16 protein-coding genes and 1 pseudogene are annotated in these 23211 nt (G+C 54.3%); 6 read left to right on the top strand and 11 right to left on the bottom strand.

What is annotated here, in order from left to right; translation table 11 throughout:
• Window positions 1-5 precede the first annotated feature (5 nt).
• Window positions 6-1436: a siroheme synthase CysG gene (gene cysG, locus AC2FCQ_RS16920; protein WP_490308614.1), complete on the bottom strand. Its 1431-nt coding sequence runs from the start codon at window positions 1434-1436 to the stop codon at window positions 6-8.
• Between the two features lie 261 nt (window positions 1437-1697).
• On the opposite strand from cysG, the gene AC2FCQ_RS16915 reads away from it, so the two are divergent.
• Entirely contained in the window at window positions 1698-2771 is a 1074-nt protein-coding gene (locus AC2FCQ_RS16915; RefSeq protein ID WP_490308615.1) for an aminopeptidase, read from the top strand.
• Between the two features lie 60 nt (window positions 2772-2831).
• On the opposite strand, the gene AC2FCQ_RS16910 is transcribed toward AC2FCQ_RS16915, so the two are convergent.
• The 3 genes from AC2FCQ_RS16910 to cysJ form a co-directional block, all read right to left on the bottom strand.
• A complete protein-coding gene (locus tag AC2FCQ_RS16910) occupies window positions 2832-3566 on the bottom strand; it encodes a phosphoadenylyl-sulfate reductase (protein WP_265555772.1) in 735 nt (244 codons plus the stop codon).
• A gap of 119 nt (window positions 3567-3685) precedes the next feature.
• Window positions 3686-5401, bottom strand: a complete 1716-nt coding sequence (cysI, locus tag AC2FCQ_RS16905; RefSeq protein WP_209635167.1) for an assimilatory sulfite reductase (NADPH) hemoprotein subunit — start codon at window positions 5399-5401, stop codon at window positions 3686-3688.
• Window positions 5401-7200, bottom strand: a complete 1800-nt coding sequence (cysJ, locus tag AC2FCQ_RS16900) for an NADPH-dependent assimilatory sulfite reductase flavoprotein subunit (RefSeq protein ID WP_265555774.1) — start codon at window positions 7198-7200, stop codon at window positions 5401-5403. Before cysJ ends, cysI begins: the two co-directional genes overlap by 1 nt.
• Before the next feature lie 437 nt (window positions 7201-7637).
• Between cysJ and queD the strand changes: the two genes are divergently transcribed.
• The gene (gene queD / locus AC2FCQ_RS16895; RefSeq protein ID WP_490308616.1) at window positions 7638-7997 is read left to right on the top strand and encodes a 6-carboxytetrahydropterin synthase QueD; all 360 of its coding nucleotides are present in this window, start codon (window positions 7638-7640) and stop codon (window positions 7995-7997) included.
• Between the two features lie 139 nt (window positions 7998-8136).
• Here queD and queE read toward each other — a convergent pair whose 3' ends face one another.
• Complete coding sequence (gene queE / locus AC2FCQ_RS16890) at window positions 8137-8808, bottom strand: 7-carboxy-7-deazaguanine synthase QueE (protein WP_209635162.1); 672 nt, start codon at window positions 8806-8808, stop codon at window positions 8137-8139.
• A gap of 324 nt (window positions 8809-9132) precedes the next feature.
• Here queE and AC2FCQ_RS16885 point away from each other — a divergent pair, with 324 nt between their 5' ends.
• From AC2FCQ_RS16885 to AC2FCQ_RS16870, 4 genes are all read left to right on the top strand, one after another.
• Window positions 9133-10479 (top strand): MFS transporter, encoded by a 1347-nt coding sequence (locus tag AC2FCQ_RS16885; RefSeq protein WP_209635160.1) that lies wholly within the window; start codon window positions 9133-9135, stop codon window positions 10477-10479.
• Window positions 10480-10963: 484 nt separating this feature from the next.
• Window positions 10964-12655: a urocanate hydratase gene (gene hutU, locus AC2FCQ_RS16880; protein WP_037424785.1), complete on the top strand. Its 1692-nt coding sequence runs from the start codon at window positions 10964-10966 to the stop codon at window positions 12653-12655.
• Window positions 12652-14187 carry a histidine ammonia-lyase gene (gene hutH / locus AC2FCQ_RS16875; protein WP_265555775.1) on the top strand — a complete coding sequence of 512 codons (1536 nt, stop codon included), beginning with the start codon at window positions 12652-12654 and terminating at the stop codon, window positions 14185-14187. Before hutU ends, hutH begins: the two co-directional genes overlap by 4 nt.
• A 100-nt stretch (window positions 14188-14287) precedes the next feature.
• Window positions 14288-15682, top strand: coding sequence for an amino acid permease (locus AC2FCQ_RS16870; protein ID WP_209635155.1), 1395 nt, complete (start codon window positions 14288-14290; stop codon window positions 15680-15682).
• A gap of 46 nt (window positions 15683-15728) precedes the next feature.
• Here the strand turns inward: AC2FCQ_RS16870 and AC2FCQ_RS16865 are convergent.
• From AC2FCQ_RS16865 to mazG, 6 genes and pseudogenes are all read right to left on the bottom strand, one after another.
• Window positions 15729-16920 (bottom strand): annotated as a pseudogene (locus AC2FCQ_RS16865) (methionine gamma-lyase).
• 46 nt (window positions 16921-16966) lie between these two features.
• Complete coding sequence (locus tag AC2FCQ_RS16860; protein WP_209635153.1) at window positions 16967-17338, bottom strand: hypothetical protein; 372 nt, start codon at window positions 17336-17338, stop codon at window positions 16967-16969.
• Between the two features lie 10 nt (window positions 17339-17348).
• Entirely contained in the window at window positions 17349-18539 is a 1191-nt protein-coding gene (locus AC2FCQ_RS16855; protein WP_490308617.1) for an NAD(P)/FAD-dependent oxidoreductase, read from the bottom strand.
• 297 nt (window positions 18540-18836) lie between these two features.
• A complete protein-coding gene (gene eno, locus AC2FCQ_RS16850) occupies window positions 18837-20132 on the bottom strand; it encodes a phosphopyruvate hydratase (protein WP_209635150.1) in 1296 nt (431 codons plus the stop codon).
• Window positions 20133-20338: 206 nt separating this feature from the next.
• The gene (gene pyrG / locus AC2FCQ_RS16845; protein ID WP_209635148.1) at window positions 20339-21976 is read right to left on the bottom strand and encodes a glutamine hydrolyzing CTP synthase; all 1638 of its coding nucleotides are present in this window, start codon (window positions 21974-21976) and stop codon (window positions 20339-20341) included.
• Between the two features lie 367 nt (window positions 21977-22343).
• Window positions 22344-23138, bottom strand: a complete 795-nt coding sequence (gene mazG, locus AC2FCQ_RS16840; RefSeq protein WP_209635146.1) for a nucleoside triphosphate pyrophosphohydrolase — start codon at window positions 23136-23138, stop codon at window positions 22344-22346.
• Between the last annotated feature and the right edge of the window lie 73 nt (window positions 23139-23211).

Here is a 23211-nt window from a genome sequence, read left to right as displayed (position 1 = left end):
GATCCTTAAGCCAAATTCACGACGGCTGGGCGTGATACCCCTTCCGCCTTCGGTTGATGCCCAAACCAGGCAATTTGGTGATGCAATTCCACCACTTCGCCGATCACCAGCAGCGCCGGTAACGGTGCCTGTTGAGCTAATTCTTCAAGCTGTTGCAGCGTGCCGATTTGCACCCACTGATCCGCGCGCGTACCGCGGCTGATCACCGCCACCGGCGTTGTGGCTGCGCGACCGTGGGCAATCAGGCGTTGGCTGATATCCGCCGCCGTCATGGTGCCCATGTAGATAGCCAGTGTCTGGCGCGCACGCGCCAAATCTGCCCAATCCAACCCCTCGCCGTCGGGACGGCAGTGGCCGGTAATAAAAGTGACGCTCTGCGCATGATCGCGGTGCGTCAGTGGGATACCGGCATAGGCCGTTGCCCCCGCAGCCGCGGTCACACCCGGCACCACCTGGAACGGAATACCCGCGGCGGCAGCCACCTGCAGCTCTTCACCACCACGGCCAAAGATAAAAGGATCGCCCCCCTTCAACCGCACCACGCGTTTGCCCTGTTGCGCCAACTCCACCAGCAGACGGTTGGTTTCTTCCTGAATCACAGAATGCGCGCCAGCACGTTTGCCCACGCAGATGCGTTCCGCGTCACGCCGTACCAAGTCCAAAATCTCATCGCTGACCAAATGGTCATACAGCACCACGTCAGCTTGCTGCATCACCTGTAATCCACGCAGGGTCAGTAATCCCACATCGCCGGGGCCAGCCCCTACCAGCGCAATTTCGCCCTGAGAGCCTTCGCTGCCCAATGCGAACTCCTGCAAGTTTTGCTCCAACTGCCGCTCAGCCTCTGCGGTTTGACCACTGGCCACCAACGTTGAGAACCGGCCGCTGAAGGTTTTCTCCCAAAAACGACGGCGTTCGCCGATCGCATTCAGCTTGTGTTTCACTTGGCCACGCCAGCGCCCGGCGACTTCAGCCATCTGCCCCAGGCTGGCAGGCAATAAGGCTTCAAGCTTTTCACGCAGCATGCGCGCCAGTACGGGTGCCTGACCGCTCGAAGAGACGGCCACGACCAGTGGCGAACGGTCAATAATCGACGGGAAAATAAACGAGCAACGCGGCTGATCATCAACCACGTTTGCCAGCACCCGGCGTTTATCCGCTTCGGCAAATACCTTCGCATTTAGCGCGCTGTCGTCAGTCGCCGCGATCACCAGAAAAACCTCGTCCAATTGCTGCGCGGCAAAAGCCTGCCCCAGCCAGTGGATATGCCCCTGCTGACGTAATTGTTCGAGTATTGGCGAGAGTGACTGCGCAACTATCCGTATTTCAGCCCCGGCGCGCAGGAGAAGATCAACTTTGCGCGCAGCCACTTCACCGCCGCCAACGACCAACACCGGGCGTTGTTTCAGGTCGGCAAATATAGGTAGATAGTCCACAACAGCCTTTTCATATATGCAGGAAGATAGTGTGACTATACGGGCTGAGATTTGGCCTCTGAAATGACGAAAAGGAATGACTAGTTCCTTTATGGAATATAGGCCGCAGCATAGGGCTTACGCGGTGATAACCCTGATGGAAGTTTGCACATTTGCACCAAATTTAAGAGCGGGAGAAATTGTTTAATCTCGCGCAGCGTCTCATACTGGACACCGCAATAAATAATCGGTCTCACCGATATCAAAGAAGGATTTTTCGGTATGTTTTCCCGTTTTAATCTGAAAACCGGCCTGCTGGTAGCGGTGCTCGGCGGTGTTTTCAGCGTTTCGGCTGCCGCTCAGTCTGCAAAGGACGCCCCGATGGGCAAATTTGCCGCTGACCAGATCCGTCACATTGCCACCTATTTCCCCGGCCGCATGGCGGGCAGCCCGGCGGAATTGCTCACCGCAGACTATCTGAAACAGCAGTTCAGCAAAATGGGCTATCAGAGCGACATCCGCAGTTTCAATACCCGCTACATCTACACCAGCAAAGACGGCAAAAAGAACTGGAATAACGTCACCGCCAGTTCAGTGATCGCCGCGAAAAATGGCAGCAGCCCGCAACAAATTCTGATCGTGGCACATTTTGATACCTATACGCCGCAAAGCGACGCGGACCTGGATAACAACCTCGGTGGATTGACGCTACAGGGCGTCGATGACAATGCTTCTGGCGTCGGTGTGATGCTGGAGTTGGCGGAGCGTCTGAAGAATATTCCCACGGCGTACGGTCTGCGCTTTGTCGCTACCAGCGCAGAAGAAATTGGCTCGCAAGGCGCACAGAACTATCTGCAGCGCATGAGTCCCGAGGAAAAACGCAACACGGTGCTAGTGATTAACCTCGACAGCCTGATTACAGGCGATCGCCTGTACTTCAATGCAGGTCTCAGAACGCCGCCGAAAATGGCGAAGCAGAGCCGCGATCGCGCGCTGGACATTGCCCACCGCTATGGTATCGCCGCCGCCACTAACCCGGGCAGCAAGGCGCACCCGAAAGGCACCGGCTGTTGCTCCGATCAGGACGTATTTGATAAAGCCGGTATTCCCGTGCTGGCCGTCGAAGCCACCAACTGGTCACTGGGCGATAAAGACGGTTATCAGCAACGTGCCGTCAGCCCACACTTCCCGCAGGGCATGAGCTGGCACCGCCCGCAATACGATAACCTGCAATACCTGGAGCGTAATTTACCAGGACGGATCGACAAGCGCAGTCGCGAGAGTGTGCAGATCCTGCTGCCGCTGATCAAAGAGCTGGCACAGGCGCACCCGGTGAAAGTGCCAAAGAAAAAATAGCCCCCACCGAAACAATAAGGGCCCAGCACATGCTGAGCCCTTGGCGGGTTGCTGACGGCATTAACCTTCGTGCAAACCGCACTCACGCTTCAGGCCAAAGAAGCGCGTTTCTTCCTCGCTCATCCCCGGTTCCCATTTCTGCGTCGTGTGAGTATCCCCGACAGACAGATAACCTTGTTCCCACAACGGGTGGTAACTCAGGCCGTGTTCGGTCAAGTATTGATAAATCTTGCGGTTATCCCAGTCGATAATCGGCAAAATTTTGAATACCCCACGCTGTACGGCTAACACCGGCAAGTTGGCACGACTACCCGATTGTTCCCGGCGCAAACCTGCAAACCAAGTCTGTCCACCCAGGGTTTCCAGCGCACGGTTCATCGGCTCAACTTTGTTGAGCTGGTTATACTTCTCGATGCCCTCGACGCCCTGCTCCCACAGTTTGCCGTAGCGCGCTTCCTGCCAGGCAGGCGATTGTTCGGCGCGGAATACCTGTAGATTCAGCTTCAGTTTCTCGGTCAACTGATCGATAAACTGATAGGTCTCTGGGAACAGATAGCCGGTATCGGTGAGGATCACGGGAATATCCGGTTTGATCTTGGTCACCAAATGCAGGCATACCGCCGCCTGAATACCAAAGCTTGAAGAGAGCACAAACTCGCCAGGCAGATGCTCCAGTGCCCACTCCACACGTTGCTCGGCGGAAAGGGTTTCCAACTGACCATTAACGACAGCCAGTGCCAATGCTTGCCCAGATTTGGGCAGCGCATTCAGCTCTGCCAGATTGAATTCAGCCATGTTGTCTGCCTCCTGATTCTTGAATCCTATACCCGTCATACTTGATGTTGCGTCTGAGTGGGTTGCGTTCACTTACCCGGTTGATGCAACACCCAGTATTTAGGGTATAACTCGCTCACTCAGTCCCAGAAATCCTGCGCCGGATCAACCACCGGCTTAACCACACCGGCGCGGATGGTGAAGTCACCAAAACCTTCCCCCGCCTTGCGTTCTGTGGCCCAGCGGCCCACCAGTTGGTCAATCTCTCGCAGAATTTCTTCTTCGTTAATATTTTCACGGTACATGCGCGGAATGCGTGTGCCTTCCCGATTGCCGCCCAGATGCAGGTTATAGCGACCAACCGCTTTACCCACCAGGCCAATTTCCGCCAGCAGCGCGCGGCCGCAACCGTTCGGGCAACCGGTGATGCGCAAAACAATATGCTCATCGCCTACGCCGTGCCGATGCAGGATCCCTTCGACCTTGGTAACAAACTCCGGCAGGAAGCGCTCCGCCTCTGCCATTGCGAGTGGGCAGGTCGGGAAGGAGACACAGGCCATCGAATTTTGACGCTGAACGCTGATACCATCGTCGATCAGACCATGATCTCGCGCCACAGCTTCGATCTTCTCCTTCTCGCTTTCCGGCACGCCGGCAACGATCAGGTTCTGGTTAGCGGTCAGACGGAAATCGCCTTTGTGGATCCTGGCGATCTCGGCAATGCCGGTTTTCAGCGGACGCCCCGGATAGTCCAACAGGCGACCGTTCTCGATAAACAGCGTCAGGTGCCATTGGTTATCAATGCCTTTTACCCAGCCAATACGATCACCGCGGCCGGTGAATTCATACGGGCGGATCGGCTCAAAGGTGATACCGGCGCGTTTTTCCACTTCGGCGCGGAACGTATCAACCCCGACGCGTTCCAGGGTGTATTTGGTTTTGGCATTTTTGCGATCGGTACGGTTACCCCAGTCACGTTGGGTGGTCACCACCGCCTCGGCAACGGCCAACGTATGTTCCAACGGGATATAGCCGAACTCACTGGCCTGGCGTGCATAGGTTTTCTTGTTGCCGTGTTCAATCGACAGGCCACCGCCCACCAGTAGGTTGAAGCCCACCAGCTTGCCATGTTTGGCGATCGCGACAAAGTTCATGTCGTTGGCATGCAGATCGACATCGTTTTGCGGCGGGATCACCACCGTCGTTTTGAACTTGCGCGGCAGATAGGTCGCCCCGAGGATCGGTTCTTCGTCGGTTGTCGCCACTTTTTCCTGATCCAGCCATACTTCCGCATAGGCACGGGTACGGGGTAACAGGTGTTCAGAAATCTTCTTCGCCCACTCGTAGGCTTCTTGATGCAGCTCGGACTCCACCGGGTTAGAGGTACAGAGCACGTTGCGGTTAACGTCGTTAGCGGTCGCCAGCGCGTCCAACCCCAAACGGCTCAACAGTTGGTGAACCGGTTTAACGTTGCCCTTCACAATGCCATGGAACTGGAAGGTCTGACGGTTAGTAATACGAATGCTGCCGTACAAGGTGCTTTCCTGTGCGAACTTATCAATGCCCAGCCACTGCTGCGGAGAGATAATGCCCCCCGGCAGACGGCAGCGCAGCATCATCGCGTGGCGCGGTTCCAGCTTCTGCTCGGCACGTTCGGCGCGAATATCGCGGTCATCCTGTTGGTACATGCCGTGAAAACGGATCAGCAGGAAGTTGTCGCCGGTAAAACCGCCGGTCAGGCCGTCCTTTAAATCTTCAGCGATGGTGCCGCGTAAGAAGTTACTTTCTTTCTTCAAACGCTCGGCATCGGCCAATTTGCCTTCAACCACCAGAGGCCCCGGGTGTTTATCACTCATCAGTAAACATCTCGCTGATAACGGCGCTCAAGGCGCAGCTCACTTAAAAATTCATCCGCCAGCTCGGTATCCATGCCACCGTGCTCGGCCACCAGTTCCAGTAATGTGTTTTCCACGTCTTTCGCCATGCGGTTCGCATCGCCACAGACGTAAATGTGCGCGCCTTCCTGGATCCAGCGCCACACCTCTGCGCCCTGTTCGCGCAGCTTATCTTGTACGTAAACTTTATGTTGTTGGTCGCGCGACCAAGCCAGATCAATGCGGGTCAGTAAGCCATCCTTCACATAACGCTGCCATTCGACCTGATACAGGAAATCCTCAGTAAAGTGCGGATTGCCAAAGAACAACCAGTTCTTGCCACCGGCACCGTCAGCGTCTCGTTGTTGCATAAAGGCGCGGAACGGCGCAATGCCAGTACCAGGACCAATCATGATGACTGGCGTTTCCGGGTTAGCCGGCAGACGGAAGTTATCGTTATGCTCAATGAAAACCCGCACATCGCCGTCTTCTTCCAGGCGATCGGCCAGGAAACTGGAGGCGCCACCGGCACGGGCACGACCATTGATGTCGTAACGCACCACGCCCACGGTAACGTGGACTTCGTTTTCGTTCTCGGCCTGCGAGGAAGCAATAGAGTACAGGCGCGGCGTCAGCGGACGCAGCAGACCAATCAACTGTTCGGCGTTGAGATCGGCCGGAGCCTGACGCACCATGTCGACAATCGGCGTGTTGTGCGCGTAATGCTGCAACGCAGCTTTATCCGCCAGCAGGCCAATCAATTTCTCGTCGCGCGACAGAGCCGCGTATTTGTCGACGATCAATGTGGTGTTCTGCGTCAGTTCAAAATGGCTGCGCAATGCGTGCGAAAGCGGCAACGTTTTACCCTCGACGTCCACCGGTTCGTCGCCTTTCAGCCACAGCAGTTGCACCAATTCCTCGACCAGCGCGGGGTCATTATCGAACCACACACCCAGAGCATCACCCGGCCGGTAACGCAGGCCAGAATCACCCAAGTCGATCTCGATATGGCGAACATCTTTATCGGACGCACGGCCCGTAATTTTTTGCTTCACCGCCAATTGTGCAGTCAGTGGCTGTTCCTTGCTGTACGGGCTGCTATCAAGCAGATCGACAGCACCGCTGGCCAGTACCCCCGGTGCCGCATTTTCAGCCGGAGCACGTGCTTTCAGTACTTCCACAACCTGTTTGCGCCAGGCGGTAGCCAGTTCCTGATATTCCACATCGGCGTCAACTCGCTCGACCAGGCGCTCAGCACCCAATTCGGCCAGTTTGCTGTCGAAGTCTTTGCCCGATTGGCAGAAGTTCTCATAGGACGTATCCCCCAGTCCGAATACCGCAAATGCGGTGTCGTTAAGCTTGGGCGCTTTCTTTGAGAACAAGAATTTGTGCAGTGCCACTGCCTCTTCCGCTGGCTCGCCTTCCCCCTGTGTGGAGGCGACGATCACCAACAAACGTTCTTGGGCAATTTGCTTGAATTTGTAGTCCCCGGCATTCACCAGGGTGACGCTCAATTTGGCAGCCAACAGATCGTCACGCAACTGTTCGGCCAGACGGCGTGCATTGCCGGTCTGCGACGCGGAAATCAGCGTGATACTGGCGGCGGCAGAAGCCACCGGCGCAATAGCTACGGCACCAGGCTGTTGATTAACCATTCCCCAGAAATAACCTGACAGCCACGCCAGCTGCGTTGGTGAATATTCACCAATCGTCGCCTGCAGGCGCGCCAGCTGTTCGGGCGTCAGCGGGAGCAAAGATGTTGGAGGAACCTGAGTCGTCATTGCGGTACTTATTTCCTATACTTGGCACCTATGCAGCCAGGTGCTCGCCAGTGTCAGTCGCTGTCTTTTCGTTCAGTCTGCGATCCTGAAAAGATCAGGAGAGTTTGTAAGGTTACCGAGCAGATTAGCAACGATTAAATAAGGGATAGCAATAAATAATAACTAAAATGACTAAGCTGTTTTTCTGGTAAGCCATAACGATTAAAGCGTTAAAGAAGGATTTTTATCCCTATGAAAACAAGCGTCTTTTTTTAACGTTTATTGAATGAATCACATTTACCGCTCATTACTCCAATCGATAGGTCTGACTTAGACCAAACAAAAAAAGTGTTAATGCGACTTTTTCAGCACGACCCGTAGACTAAAGCGGTATAAATGGCAAGCAAGCTCCGTTTCCGGTAAACTTCGGCGGTTTTTGAGTCAATGAGGCCGTAATAATGGCAACCACGCTGTTTAAAGATTTTCAGTTTGAAGCCGCACACCGCCTGCCGAACGTAGCGGAGGGCCATAAGTGCGGCCGTCTGCACGGGCATTCGTTTATGGTGCGTCTGGAAGTGACCGGTGAAGTAGATGCTCACACCGGTTGGGTGATGGATTTCGCCGAGCTTAAAGCCGTGTTCTCCCCGATTTGGGAGCGCTTGGATCACCACTATCTGAACGATATTCCAGGATTGGAAAATCCCACCAGCGAAGTCCTAGCCACCTGGATCTGGCAGCAGCTCAAACCCCAGTTGCCGGAACTGACTGCGGTGATGGTGAAAGAGACTTGTACCGCAGGATGCGTATATAAAGGCTGAGTTCCTTCATACTTGAAGTGGCATCGGTGTTGGCTGCGCTCACTCACCCGAATCACTGACGCATGTCAGCTCATCGGGCGTCGTTTGCTGGCTGCCTTGATGCCACTCCCATTATTTTGGAGATCGGGTTTAACCGTTCTTAAGCAATATTCAAATACTTATGCGTCTGCATCGACAAGCGCCAGTTGCGCGCTATACAGGTTTCAATGCACAGGCGCGTCGCCTCTTCCTTTTGACTGATCGGCTGTAACGCAATAATCCGCGGTTTTTCATCGTGCAGCGTTGCCAGCAGCGCATCCAGAGCTTCAATATCACGCTCGCGTCCCACTGGGTGCTTCACTTCATCAGCACGCTGCAAAGCCTGATCCAACACCTTCATGCCGCCGCGCATATTCACTTTGGGGGAAACCGTCACCCAGGTTTTCGCCGAGCATTGGATCTCATGGGTGCCGCTGGTTTCAATCTGGCAGCCGTAGCCGTTATCTTCCAGCAATTGGGTCAGCGGGACGAGATCGTAAATACAAGGCTCACCACCGGTGATCACTACATGGCGTGCGGTATAGCCCTGCTGGCGCATCACCCCCAGCAGCTGTTCGGCACTGGCACTGCCCCAGGCGTCGCTTTCTTCGGTTTTTACCAAGATCCGCTGCATGTCGACTTCCCGATTGGCTTCCTTTTCCCAGGTATGTTTGGTGTCGCACCAGCTGCATCCTACCGGGCAGCCCTGCAGGCGAATGAAAATGGCCGGAACGCCGGTGAAAAAGCCTTCGCCCTGCAAGGTTTGGAACATTTCATTAATCGGGTACTGCATCGGTTTCTCAATCTGGAAAGGTAAAACGCGATTATCGCAGATTCCGGCCCGGCGACCAAACGGGCAAAATTGTATTAAATTTTATCCTCAGCAGCGCAGGCAGCATATCTCACCGGTTATGACCTTCATTTAATTCACTTACAGAGAAACCTTCATCGATCGGCGGTGTAAGCTGCTTCGCAAAAAACAACACCAATGCAACAAATAAGATAAATATATTTGACATAATGCGTTGACATGCAGATGTATATACAAGCAAACACAAGCCGGGCAACAGTTCCGGCAAGGTATTTATCACAATCACATCTGCGTTAAGAGGGTGCTATGGCTCATTCCACCGAGTTGAATATTCAGCAGGCCATCGACGACAGCAAATTCTCGCTGTTTCACTGGACCTTGATCATTTTGGGATTCCTGATTCTGGCCATTGATGGCTTTGACACTGCGGCAATGGGGTATATCGCCCCTTCGGTCGCCAAAGACTGGGGCATTGTGAAACAGGATCTCGGCCCCGTGCTCAGCGCCGCGCTGTTGGGCCTGTCCCTTGGCGCATTGGTTGCTGGCCCTATTTCAGATCGCATTGGTCGCAAACGCGTATTGGTGTTTTCTTGCCTGTTTTTCGGCCTGTCGAGCCTGGCGACTGCCTATGCCGGCTCACTCAATAGCCTGACGCTGTGGCGCTTTCTAACCGGTTTGGGGCTAGGTGCAGCCATGCCGAACGCCATCACACTGATTTCTGAATATGCACCGCAACGCTGCCGTTCATTGGCGATTAACACCATGTACTGCGGTTTCCCGCTGGGTGCTGCCGGTGGCGGTGCGATTTCATCATGGCTTATTCCAGCCTACGGCTGGCACAGCGTGCTACTTCTGGGGGCCATCGCGCCGTTGGTACTGACCCTGCTGCTAATTCTGTTCTTGCCGGAATCGGTGAAATACATGGTTAACCGCGGTAAGGATGTGGCAAAAATCAAACGCATCGCCCAACGCTTTGTTAGCCAGGATCTCGACAAGGTATCGCGTTTCTACCTGTATGAAGAGAAGCTGGCACAGTCAAAAACCAGCGTCGGGCTGCTGTTCACCCGCCCTTATCTGACCGGTACGCTGATGCTGTGGCTGACCTACTTTATGGGCCTGGTGATTTATTACGTGCTACTGAGCTGGATGCCGATCCTGATGCAGGGGCTGGGTTATCAGTTGGAGCAGTCAGCGATCCTGACATCGCTGTTCACCTTCGGCGGTACCCTCGGCATTCTGGTCGCCGGCTGGCTGATGGATCGCTGGAACGCCCACAAAGTGGTGTCGAGCGGTTTTGTCATTACGGCCCTGTTGATTGTGGCAATGGCGACCGAAGACAGCCATATCGTGTTACTGGGTACCTTTATTTTCCTGATGGGCATCACCATGAATGGCGCACAGTCAGGCTTACAAACGCTGGCAGCTACTTTCTATCCGACCCACAGCCGCGCAACCGGCATTGCCTGGATGCAAGGCATTGGTCGCTTTGGCGGCGTGGCGGGTACTATGATGGGCGCGCAGCTACTGGCCATGCAGTGGGAAGTACAAAGTATTTTGATGTTCCTGTGCGTACCGGCGTTGATCGCGGCTATCGCCACAGTATTCAAAATGACCCGTCGAACGGTGTTACAACCTGCTGAAAAAACCGCATAAGGCTAAATCGATAGGGCCGGGCATCTTCACCCCTATTTAACTCATGGATTATGCGACAAGGCGCAGCATGCAGCGCCCCTGACACGAAACAAAAAAACCGGTTGCTAACGGCCTCACGCCCGCCATTTGGCGGGCTTTTTGCTTTCAGCGATAGGACTTTTTTATCGCTCGCCCTAACTTGTAATAGGTATGTAAAATTATTGTGATTTGACGCTCAAAATTGACCCATTTTTAATTCATTTTTGTTGAATAGCTCACTGTTCTTCCGTGCCTTCCTGATGAATTTACCCCCTACAAAATAAATATATTATTGATTAAAAACACAAATAACTTTCTCTTATGCCATTTTCGTCATCCACTGGTCGGTGTTGCATATGCTTGTACATACAAGTATATGTTAATAAAACCTACCCATTGTTATGGCGTGGTGATTTACCCCCACCGCACCATGGGATCTGCACCGATACTGTTTGAGGAAAATGCTGTGACTGCAAATAACAAAGTTCGCAATGTCGATGTACGCGCGCCACGCGGCACAAAATTAAATGCAAAAAGCTGGCTGACCGAAGCGCCGTTGCGCATGCTGATGAACAACCTCGATCCGGAAGTCGCGGAGAACCCACATGAGCTGGTGGTGTACGGCGGTATTGGCCGCGCCGCGCGTGACTGGGACTGCTACGACAAAATTGTCGCGACCCTGAAAACCCTGGAAGATGACGAAACATTGCTGGTGCAGTCCGGCAAACCCGTCGGGGTTTTCAAAACTCACAGCAACGCACCACGCGTGCTGATCGCCAACTCCAACCTGGTCCCACACTGGGCGACCTGGGAACACTTTAACGAACTGGACGCCAAGGGTCTGGCGATGTACGGCCAGATGACCGCAGGGAGCTGGATCTACATCGGTAGCCAAGGCATCGTACAAGGCACCTACGAGACCTTCGTAGAAGCAGGTCGCCAGCATTACGACGGCAGCCTGCAAGGCCGCTGGGTGCTGACTGCGGGTTTGGGTGGCATGGGGGGGGCACAACCGCTGGCGGCTACGCTGGCCGGAGCCTGTTCACTTAACATCGAATGCCAGCAGAGCCGCATCGATTTCCGCCTGAAAACGCGCTATGTCGATGAGCAAGCGACAGATCTGGACGACGCACTGGCCCGTATCAAAAAATACACAGCCGAAGGGAAAGCCATCTCCATCGCCTTGTGCGGTAACGCAGCCGACATTCTGCCGGAACTGGTACGCCGCGGTGTACGCCCGGATATGGTCACCGATCAGACCAGCGCCCACGATCCACTGAACGGCTATCTGCCAAAAGGCTGGAGCTGGGAAGAATATCGCCAGCGCGCACAGAGCGAACCCGCGCAGGTGGTCACCGCCGCCAAACAATCTATGGCTGAACATGTAGAAGCTATGCTGGCCTTCCAGAAAATGGGCGTGCCAACCTTCGACTACGGCAACAACATTCGCCAAATGGCGAAAGAAATGGGCGTCAACAACGCCTTCGATTTCCCGGGCTTCGTCCCCGCTTACATTCGCCCCCTGTTCTGTCGCGGCATTGGCCCATTCCGCTGGGCTGCGCTGTCAGGCGATCCACAGGACATCTACAAAACCGACGCGATGGTTAAAGAGTTGATCCCAGATGACGAGCACTTGCACCGCTGGCTGGATATGGCGCGTGAGCGTATCAGCTTCCAGGGCCTGCCGGCGCGTATTTGCTGGGTCGGTTTGGGCCAACGCGCCAAGCTGGGTCTGGCTTTCAACGAGATGGTACGCAGCGGCGAGCTGTCAGCACCTATCGTGATTGGTCGTGACCATCTGGACTCTGGCTCCGTCGCCAGCCCGAACCGTGAAACAGAATCGATGAAAGACGGCTCAGACGCCGTATCTGACTGGCCATTGCTCAACGCCCTGTTGAACACTGCAAGCGGCGCAACCTGGGTTTCTCTGCACCATGGCGGCGGCGTTGGCATGGGCTTCTCACAGCATTCAGGTATGGTTATCGTTTGCGACGGCACCGATGAAGCTGCCGAACGTATCGCCCGTGTATTGCACAATGATCCCGCCACCGGCGTGATGCGTCATGCCGATGCCGGTTACGACATCGCCATTGAATGCGCCCGCGAGCAAGGTTTGAACCTGCCGATGGTAGCTGCGACTCAAGGAGACAAAGCATGAAAGCGCTAACTATCCGCCCTGGCCAACTGACACTGGCGCAATTGCGTGAAATTTATCAACACCCGGTAACCCTGACGCTGGACGACAATGCATACGCAGATATCCAGAAAAGCGTTGCCTGCGTTGAGCGTATTGTTGAGGAAAACCGTACCACATACGGTATTAACACCGGTTTTGGCCTGCTGGCATCCACCCGCATCGCCCGCGAAGATCTGGAAGATTTGCAGCGTTCGATTGTGTTGTCCCACGCCGCCGGCGTTGGTGCGCCCACCGACGACAATCTGGTGCGCCTGATCATGGTGCTGAAAATCAATAGCCTGTCGCGCGGCTTTTCTGGCATTCGTCTGGAAGTGATCCAGGCGTTGATGGCACTGGTCAATGCCGAAGTGTATCCGCATATCCCACTCAAAGGTTCCGTGGGCGCATCAGGCGACCTGGCACCCTTGGCACACATGAGTCTGGTGCTGTTGGGCGAAGGCAAGGCGCGTTATCAGGGCGAATGGCTACCTGCCACTGAAGCGCTGGCTAAAGCGGGCCTGAAGCCGCTGACGCTGGCAGCAAAAGAAGGCCTGGCGCTGCTGAACGGTACTCAGGTCTCCGCTGCCTTTGCGCTGCGTGGCCTGTTTGACGTTGAAGATCTGTATGCCGCAGCGACTGTCACCGGCAGTCTGACGGTGGAAGCCGCGCTGGGCTCACGCAGCCCGTTTGATGCACGCATCCATGCCGTACGTGGGCAACGCGGCCAGATCGACGCCGCATCAGCCTACCGCCACTTGCTGGGCGAGCGCAGCGAAGTGTCTGATTCACACCGCAACTGTGAGAAAGTGCAGGATCCGTACTCCCTGCGCTGCCAGCCTCAGGTTATGGGCGCCTGCCTGACGCAAATTCGCCAGGCCGCCGAAGTGCTGGAAATCGAAGCCAATGCGGTGTCCGACAACCCACTTGTCTTTGCCGAACAGGGCGACGTGCTGTCCGGTGGCAACTTCCATGCCGAACCTGTCGCGATGGCCGCTGACAATCTGGCGCTGGCATTTGCCGAAATCGGCTCGCTGTCCGAACGTCGCATTTCATTGATGATGGATAAACACATGTCACAACTGCCACCGTTCCTGGTGGACAACGGCGGTGTAAACTCCGGCTTTATGATTGCCCAGGTTACCGCCGCGGCGCTGACCAGCGAGAACAAAGCGCTGGCGCATCCGGCAAGCGTCGACAGTATCCCGACGTCTGCCAACCAGGAAGATCATGTGTCTATGGCGCCGGCGGCGGGCCGTCGCCTGTGGGAAATGGCAGATAACGTTCGCGGCATTCTGGCCGTTGAGTGGCTGGCTGCCTGTCAGGGGTTGGATCTGCGCAAAGGCTTGAAAACCAGCGAAAGTCTGGAACAGGCACGCCGCGTATTACGTGAGCAGGTCAGTTACTACGACAAGGACCGTTTCTTCGCCCCTGACATTGAAGCTGCCAGCCTGCTGTTGGCAGCCGGTCATCTGACCTCACTGATGCCTGCAGCACTGCTGCCTAGCCAAGCATAAATAAAACCTATCACGCAGTTTGTTCTGTCCCACCGGGTGCGTTCCACCCGGTGCGGATAGCGCGTGCCTGCTCTGCCGTAAAAACGTGACGGGAAGCAACATGCATAACGAAAAAACACAACTCAGACGCGGACTAAACGCGCGACATATCCGCTTTATGGCGCTCGGATCAGCCATCGGTACCGGCCTGTTCTATGGCTCTGCCGGGGCAATCCAACTGGCTGGCCCTGCTGTGCTACTGGCCTATCTGGTAGGCGGTGCAGCCGTATTTATGGTGATGCGCGCACTGGGTGAAATGGCGGTGCATCAACCGGTGTCCGGTTCATTCGGCCATTACGCCAGCCACTACCTTGGCCCGCTGGCCGGCTTCCTCACCGGCTGGACTTATACCTTCGAAATGGTGATCGTCGCTCTCGCGGACGTGACCGCCTTCGGCATCTATATGGGGCTGTGGTTCCCGGACGTCGCACAATGGGTCTGGGTGCTCAGCATTATCATGTTTATCGGCGCACTCAACCTATGCAGTGTGAAAGTGTTCGGCGAAATGGAGTTCTGGCTGTCGTTGATCAAGGTCGCAGCGATTGTGGCAATGATCGTCGGTGGTGCGGCGGTGATGCTGTTTGGCTTTGGTCAGACCCAGCATGCCACCGGCCTCAGTAACCTGTGGCAACACGGCGGCTTTATGCCTAACGGCATCGGCGGCGTGGTCGCATCGCTAGCGGTGGTGATGTTTGCCTTCGGCGGCATTGAAATCATCGGTATCACGGCCAGCGAGGCAAAAGACCCGGCGAAAGTGTTACCAAAGGCGATTAATGCCGTGCCGATTCGTATTCTGCTGTTCTATGTACTGACGCTGCTGGTACTGATGGCTATCTATCCGTGGAACAGCATCGGCCAAAACGGCAGCCCGTTTGTTGAGATCTTCAGCAATCTGGGTATTAGCTCTGCCGCCAACGTCCTGAACGTTGTGGTGATCACTGCCGCCATTTCCGCCATTAACAGCGACATCTTCGGCGCAGGCCGCATGATGTACGGCATGGCACAGGATGGCCAGGCGCCAAAAAGTTTCTCTAAACTGACTTCCAGCGGCGTGCCTTGGATGACGGTGTTGGTGATGTCAATCGCCCTGCTGCTGGGTGTGGTACTCAACTACCTGATCCCAAAACAGGTATTTATGATCATCGCCTCCATCGCGACCTTCGCCACTGTCTGGGTATGGTTGATGATCCTGCTGTCGCAGATAGCCATGCGCCGCACATTGTCACCGCAGGAGGTCAGTAAGCTGAGCTTCCCAGTGCCGTGGTGGCCAGTCGCCCCCGCGCTGGCGACGCTATTTATGCTGTTCGTCATCGGCCTGCTCGGTTACTTCGAAGACAGCCGCATTGCCCTGTACGTTGGGCTGGTGTGGGTGGCATTCCTTACTGTGGCTTACTGGTTGTGGGTGCGTAAAAAAGGCGGGGGTTCACCTGTCACTACTGCAACACAAAACACCTAAGTGCATGATGTCACCATGATAAAACCCGCATCAGCGGGTTTTATCATCAGATCAACGCCAAGGCCTGACGGATATCCGCCTGAAGATCATTAAGATCTTCCAGCCCAGCGGATAAACGTATCAGTCCGTCGCTAATATGATGGCGCTGACGCTCTTCGGGGTTGTAGGCCGAGTGGGTCATGCTGGCAGGATGCTGCGCCAGCGACTCACAATCCCCCAGGCTGACCGCACGCAAGATCAAACGCAGCGCATTGAGGAAGCGGATCCCCGCAGCCATACCGCCTTTTAATTCAAATGCCAGCATGCCGCCCGGCCGAGCCATTTGACGCTGTGCCAACTCATATTGGGGGAAATCCTCCAGACCGGGATAATAGACGCGCTCTACCGACGAATGCTGCATCAACATTTCCGCCAGCCATTGGGCGTTATCGCAATGGCGTTCCATACGCAGCGGCAGGGTTTTCAACCCGCGCAGCAGCAATGCGGCGTCCTGGGCCGACAACACTGCACCGTTCATGTCTTTGAGTCCGACTAAACGGATATCCTGCGCCAAATCTTGACGCGTCACCACCAGCCCGGCCAGCAGATCTCCGTGCCCGCCAATGTATTTTGTGGCCGAATGCACCACAATGTCCGCCCCCAATTCCAACGGCCGTTGCAGATACGGCGTGCAATAGGTGTTATCCACCAGTAACAGCGCCTTGTGGCGGTGAGCAATCTCAGCCACCGCGGTAATGTTGACCAAACGCATATTCGGGTTGGCTGGCGTTTCACAATACACCATGCGTGTGCGTGGACCTATCGCCGCCGCCAACCGCTCCGGACGGGTTAGGTCGACATGGGTGATTTTTACGCCGTAGCGCGCCAATCCATGATGAAAGTAGCTGAAGGTACAACCGTAAATGGTCTCATCGACTATCAGCTCATCACCCGGATTGAGCAGCGTCCAGCAGCAGGCGGTAATCGCCCCCCATACCGGAGGCAAACGCCACCGCCGCTTCCCCGCCTTCCAGATTGGCTATTCGCTGTTCCAGCAAGTTGAGGGTCGGGTTGGCGATGCGTGAATAAAAATACCCCGGCTCGCTGCCGTCAAAGCAAGCACCGCCATATTCTGCCGTCGGAAAGGTAAAGGTCGAGCTCATAAACACCGGAGGACAAAGTGCTCCCAGATACTGCTGAGGATCGTAACCGTGATGGATAGCGCGTGTTGCAAAGGCTTGCCTGAAGGTGGCAGACATAACAACTCCTTATCTGAGTGAATGAAAGCAATGACGCTTAGCGCGATCAAACATCCGTAGGCAGTGCGCTGCTGCTTATACGCTGGCCGATGATTTGTAATGTGCGCAGCACCAGCAGCAGGCCCAGCAAAGTATCTGGCTGTCGCAACAAAGCGTACAGCGCTCGAAAATTGACGGGTGACGGATCCAACTGCAACTCGGTATGCGCCATCTTAAGCGCCATTCCGCCCTCCCATCCCGCAGCGACCAAGCCTTCAAAGACGCCGGCCAATTTCTCCACCAGCGCATTATCGGCGATATCCACTAGATCAGACAGCAGCGACAGCAGGTCGACCGCGTTATCGAGCCGCCCACCGTCCAGCAACGGTTGCAACTTGTCCAGCAATGCTGCCAAGGGTTCATGTTCAGATGCGTTCATAGGCCCTCCGTTATATCAGTCCGCGTACCGTCGCCCAGTAGAGCCCGCGATTAAAGCCATTGCGCAGCATGCCGCCCACTTTGGTTGAGGGCGTCGGCAGCACATCGTGCCGATAGTCGTAAACTAGCGGCATCCCGGCCTGCAGCCCCATTTGGGCAATGGCCTGCACTTTGCCGTCGTAGTGGCTGACTGTCTGGCCCAGTCTCAGTTCCGCCACGATATTGTCGGCAATGACGGGAGCCTGATTGTGGCAGGAACCTCCGGCCTTGCTAACCGGCAGATCTACCGTATCGCCGATGACATAAACCCCCTGCTGACCATAGACCTGCAGCGTTTGGTGATCGGTCGGCAACCAGCCCTCTCCATTGTTACCTTCACTCAGGCCAGTATTGCGCACCGCTTCTACTGCGCGGATGGGTGGGGTAGCCATCAAAATATCGAACGGCTGCTGCTCACCCTCTGCGGAATAAGCGATTTTCTGCTGTGCATCTACGTGACTAAGAGTAAACCCGCGCTGATGGCGGATATCGCGCGCCGCGAAGATACCGGGCAAAGCCTCTGCCGTTGGGCGCTGCAGAAACAGGCAGTTACGCAGCAACTGTGAGACGCTGGGATAGGTATAAACAATCTCAACCGCCTTGCGTACTCCTCGCCGACGTAGGTAATCATCAAGCATCAGGGTGGTTTCTATCGGTGCAATACCGCATTGGTGCGGCACATTGGGCGTTTCGGGGAAAGAAACTGTGATAAAAATCCGCCCTTTTTCAATGCTCGACAGTTTTTGTGCCAACTGCCGGGCGGCCTGATACTGGTAAAAATGATCCCCTGCCTGCGCTAGCCCCTCGATACGCTCCGGCCAAGGCACACAACCAGTAGCAAAAACCAAAAAATCATACGGGTACTGTTTGTCGCTACGGGTATGAATCACGCGCTGAGATAAATCAAACCGCTCCGCTTTATCAACAATAAACTTAATTTCCGGGCACAGCAGGCTCTGCTGAGAACGGATTAATTCCTGTTTAAAAAAAGCGTTGAAGGCCACATACATAAAAGCGGGCTTATAATAATGGACGGGAGAGTCCGAGATCATTAATAACTCGACTTTATTATTCAAGATCTCCCAGTGTAATTTAACAGCCAATAAATTGGCCAATATGGTCCCTCCGGTACCGCCACCAACAATCACTATTCTTTTTCGCATCAAGCCCTCGCCTAGCCGGCTTACGGGTCGGCAATCTTATGGGGAAACGAACGGAGGCAGGAATACGGGTTTTATTTTTCTGCCTTACTGGCAGTCTAGTAACGAAAGGATATAAAGCAATGAAAAATGGAATATATAAATAGGGATTTTATTACTATAATTAATACATCAAGTTATAAAACTATAAGTGTGTATTAATTTATAAACAATAAATAACTCACTATCACTCATGTAAATAATCAGTGATAAAAAAACCCGCCGTAGCGGGTTTTTATTTAGCAACGAACCAAACCGTAATTACTGACCTTTAACTTCTTTCAGGCCATTGAACGGCGCGCGTGAACCCAGCGCTTCTTCGATACGGATCAGTTGGTTGTATTTAGCAACGCGGTCAGAACGGCTCATAGAACCGGTTTTGATCTGGCCAGCCGCAGTACCAACCGCCAGGTCAGCGATGGTTGCGTCTTCAGTTTCACCTGAACGGTGAGAGATCACCGCGGTGTAACCTGCGTCTTTAGCCATCTTGATAGCAGCCAGAGTTTCGGTCAGGGAACCGATCTGGTTGAATTTGATCAGGATGGAGTTAGCGATGCCTTTCTCGATGCCTTCTTTCAGGATCTTGGTGTTGGTTACGAACAGATCGTCACCAACCAGCTGGATTTTGTCGCCCAGCACTTTGGTCTGGTATGCGAAACCATCCCAGTCAGATTCGTCCAGGCCGTCTTCGATAGACACGATTGGATATTGCTTGGTCAGGTCTTCCAGGAAGTGAGTGAACTCTTCGGAAGTGAAGGCTTTGTTGCCTTCGCCAGCCAGCACATATTTGCCGTCTTTGTAGAACTCAGAGGCTGCACAGTCCATCGCCAGGGTAACGTCTTTACCCAGTTCGTAGCCTGCCGCTTTTACCGCTTCAGCGATAACAGCCAGCGCTTCGGCATTAGAACCCAGGTTTGGCGCATAGCCGCCTTCGTCGCCTACTGCAGTGTTCATGCCTTTGGCTTTCAGTACTTTCGCCAGGTGATGGAACACTTCAGAACCGATACGTACCGCTTCTTTCAGGGTTTTCGCGCCAACCGGCTGAATCATGAATTCCTGAATGTCGACGTTGTTGTCCGCGTGCTCGCCGCCGTTGATGATGTTCATCATAGGCAGTGGCATAGAGAATTTGCCTGGGGTGCCGTTCAGCTCAGCGATGTGCTCATACAGTGGCATACCTTTGGAAGCCGCAGCCGCTTTAGCCGCAGCCAGGGAAACTGCCAGAATGGCGTTAGCACCGAATTGGGATTTGTTTTCAGTGCCGTCCAGGTCGATCATGATTTTATCGATGTTAGCCTGGTCTTTGGCGTCTTTACCCAGTACTGCCTGAGCAATCGGGCCATTTACTGCAGCAACGGCTTTCAGTACGCCTTTACCCAGGAAACGAGACTTGTCACCGTCACGCAGTTCCAGTGCTTCACGGGAACCGGTAGAAGCACCTGACGGCGCAGCAGCCAGACCTACGAAACCGCCTTCCAGATGCACTTCGGCTTCAACAGTCGGGTTACCGCGGGAGTCGATGATTTCACGACCGATGACTTTAACGATTTTGGACATTAGGTTTTCCTCAGTACAAGTTAAACTAAAACTCCAGACAAACAGCGCGCGGTATACCCTTCATACTTGAAGCTGCATCGGTGTTGGCTACGTTCATTCACCCGAATCACTCACTTGTGTCAGTGATTCGGGATTCACTCTCTTGCCACCTTGATGCAACGCCAATTATTTTGGGTAGACATGCCGCGCGCCGCCTACCAAATATTTTATTTCACCTGGCGCTTCTGATACTCACCAGCGGCCTTCACAAAGCCGGCGAACAACGGATGACCATCACGCGGCGTCGAAGTAAATTCCGGGTGGAACTGACAAGCGACGAACCATGGATGATTCGGCAGTTCGATAATCTCAACCAGCTTGTTGTCTGCAGAACGGCCGGCAACCAACAGCCCGGCGGCTTCGATTTGCTTCAACAGCATGTTGTTAACTTCATAACGGTGACGATGGCGTTCAACAATGGTTGGCTCGCCGTACATCTGGCGTACCAGGCTGTTGTCGGTCAGGTGGCATTGCTGACCACCGACACGCATCGTGCCACCCAAATCGCTTTCTTCAGTACGCACTTCGACGTTGCCGTCTTCATCACGCCACTCGGTGATCAACGCCACCACCGGATACTTACAGTCTGGCACAAACTCGGTTGAGTTGGCGTTCTCCATACCCACAACATTGCGGGCGAACTCCATCAGTGCCACTTGCATACCCAGACAGATGCCCAGGTAAGGGATGTTGTTCTCACGCGCATAACGCGCGGTCATCACCTTGCCTTCCACACCACGGTAACCGAAACCACCTGGGATCAGGATAGCATCCAGACCTTTCAGCACTTCTACGCCGCGGGTTTCAACATCCTGCGAATCGATCAGCTTGATGTTCACAGTCAGACGATTTTTCAGGCCACCGTGTTTCAGGGCTTCAATCACCGACTTATAGGCATCTGGCAGTTCGACATATTTGCCGACCATACCAATGGTCACTTCGCCGCCTGGATTGGCTTCTTCGTAAATAACCTGTTCCCATTCGGCCAGGTTCGCTTCCGGCGCGTTGAGGCTGAATCGTTTACAAATATAATCATCAAGACCCTGAGATTTCAAGAGGCCTGGGATTTTATAAATAGAATCAACGTCTTTCAGGGAGATAACGGCTTTTTCCGGCACGTTACAGAAAAGTGCAATTTTTGCACGTTCATTAGCAGGAACTGCGCGATCGGAACGGCAAATCAGCACATCAGGCTGAATACCGATGGAAAGCAGCTCTTTTACGGAATGCTGAGTCGGTTTGGTTTTCACTTCACCGGCAGCAGCCATATACGGCACCAGCGTCAGGTGCATGTACAGCGTGTGTTCACGGCCCACTTCCACAGCCATCTGACGAATGGCTTCCAGGAATGGCAGCGATTCGATATCGCCCACGGTACCGCCGATTTCCACCAACACCACATCATGGCCTTCGCCACCTTCGAGGATGCGTTCTTTAATCGCGTTGGTGATATGCGGAATAACCTGCACGGTTGCACCCAGATAGTCGCCACGGCGTTCTTTGCGCAGAACGTCGGAGTAAATGCGACCCGTGGTGAAGTTGTTGCGGCGCGACATTTTGGTACGGATGTAGCGCTCGTAGTGACCCAAATCCAGATCGGTTTCTGCGCCGTCTTCGGTGACGAAAACTTCCCCATGCTGAATCGGGCTCATGGTGCCCGGATCCACGTTGATGTACGGGTCCAGTTTCATGATGGTAACGTTGAGGCCACGGGCTTCAAGAATAGCCGCCAGAGAGGCTGCGGCAATGCCTTTACCCAGAGAGGATACGACCCCGCCGGTCACAAAAATATAATTAGTTGTCATGCTGAACCTGAGAGTTTAGGTTTAAAGACGATGGAAGAACCAAGACGGGAAAGTAGTATACCCGAACCTCTTCAGACCTACAAACGATCGTTTTACTGTCCATCATCTCTGTCACCATCAGGAGTTCATCCGGGTTTAATCTATCAGCCCACGATCAGCTGCCTTTTTAAAACAATGAGTTAGCATGGAAAAATTCATTTTAACGCCCTTTCACAACAATAAAACGCCTTAGAATTCAGTTTGTTGGCGTTTTATTGCTGGTACGTCATGGTTCAGCATAGTATGACACAAAGCTTAACCGTTTCAGCTTGAATGAACCTTGTCGCCGATCAACATTGCGATAATCATAGGACAGCACTGTTGTGGATTAGTTTTCCTGACGTTTAACCTGCTGCCACGCCTCTTCCATTTGCTCCAGCGTCGCTTCACCCATTTCCAGCCCGCGCTGTTTAACGATCTCTTCTACCTGACGGAAACGGCGCTCGAACTTGCGATTGGCCGCCTGCAGTGCGTTTTCGGCCTTGTGACCAAGATGGCGTGATAAATTCACCGTGGCGAATAACAGGTCGCCGATTTCTTCTTCCAGCTTCTGTTCATCGACCACTGCCTGCTGGGCTTCATGCATCACTTCGTCGATCTCTTCGTATACTTTGTCCAGCACCGGGCCAATCGTATGCCAGTCGAACCCAACCGCGGCGCAGCGCTTTTGAATTTTATGCGCTTTCATCAACGCAGGCAGCGCCTGCGGAATATCATCCAGCGCCGAATGCAGCTCTTTCTCGGCACGTTCACCGGCCTTCAACAGCTCCCAGCGCGCCGCAACGGCTTCGCTATCCTGTGCATCAGCCTCGCCAAAGATATGCGGATGCCGGCGTTCCAGCTTGTCGCTGATGGCATTGCATACCTCATCGAAGTCAAACAGCCCCTGCTCCTGGCCCATTTGGGCGTAAAACACCACCTGGAATAGCAGGTCGCCCAGTTCGTCACGCAGATCGCTATAGTCCTGACGCTCAATGGCATCCAGCACTTCGTAAGTTTCTTCCAGCGTGTAAGGGGCAATGGTGGCGAAGGTTTGCTTGCGGTCCCATGGGCAGCCGGCCTGCGGATCGCGCAGCGTTTTCATGATGTTCAGCAAGCGTTGCAACGGAGAAGATTGGGTCATATTGGCATCTCTGGAAAAAGGACGGGCACGAGCATGCAAGGGCGCTGCATGCTCGTGCCCGAGTCAATCGGGG

The organism is Serratia sp. CoH_134_PS_4 (genome assembly GCF_058190535.1).
This window is presented reverse-complemented; position numbering and strand designations above follow the sequence as displayed.

What these genes read in the sequence shown, in the direction of transcription:
- queE (WP_209635162.1), bottom strand. Translation starts at nt 8,808, where the DNA reads ATGCAGTACCCGATTAATGAAATGTTCCAAACCTTGCAGGGCGAAGGC.
- hutH (WP_265555775.1), top strand. Translation starts at nt 12,652, where the DNA reads ATGAAAGCGCTAACTATCCGCCCTGGCCAACTGACACTGGCGCAATTG.
- cysI (WP_209635167.1), bottom strand. Translation starts at nt 5,401, where the DNA reads ATGAGTGATAAACACCCGGGGCCTCTGGTGGTTGAAGGCAAATTGGCC.
- AC2FCQ_RS16870 (WP_209635155.1), top strand. Translation starts at nt 14,288, where the DNA reads ATGCATAACGAAAAAACACAACTCAGACGCGGACTAAACGCGCGACAT.
- pyrG (WP_209635148.1), bottom strand. Translation starts at nt 21,976, where the DNA reads ATGACAACTAATTATATTTTTGTGACCGGCGGGGTCGTATCCTCTCTG.
- AC2FCQ_RS16860 (WP_209635153.1), bottom strand. Translation starts at nt 17,338, where the DNA reads ATGAACGCATCTGAACATGAACCCTTGGCAGCATTGCTGGACAAGTTG.
- AC2FCQ_RS16910 (WP_265555772.1), bottom strand. Translation starts at nt 3,566, where the DNA reads ATGGCTGAATTCAATCTGGCAGAGCTGAATGCGCTGCCCAAATCTGGG.
- cysJ (WP_265555774.1), bottom strand. Translation starts at nt 7,200, where the DNA reads ATGACGACTCAGGTTCCTCCAACATCTTTGCTCCCGCTGACGCCCGAA.
- AC2FCQ_RS16885 (WP_209635160.1), top strand. Translation starts at nt 9,133, where the DNA reads ATGGCTCATTCCACCGAGTTGAATATTCAGCAGGCCATCGACGACAGC.
- eno (WP_209635150.1), bottom strand. Translation starts at nt 20,132, where the DNA reads ATGTCCAAAATCGTTAAAGTCATCGGTCGTGAAATCATCGACTCCCGC.
- AC2FCQ_RS16855 (WP_490308617.1), bottom strand. Translation starts at nt 18,539, where the DNA reads ATGCGAAAAAGAATAGTGATTGTTGGTGGCGGTACCGGAGGGACCATA.
- AC2FCQ_RS16915 (WP_490308615.1), top strand. Translation starts at nt 1,698, where the DNA reads ATGTTTTCCCGTTTTAATCTGAAAACCGGCCTGCTGGTAGCGGTGCTC.
- queD (WP_490308616.1), top strand. Translation starts at nt 7,638, where the DNA reads ATGGCAACCACGCTGTTTAAAGATTTTCAGTTTGAAGCCGCACACCGC.
- mazG (WP_209635146.1), bottom strand. Translation starts at nt 23,138, where the DNA reads ATGACCCAATCTTCTCCGTTGCAACGCTTGCTGAACATCATGAAAACG.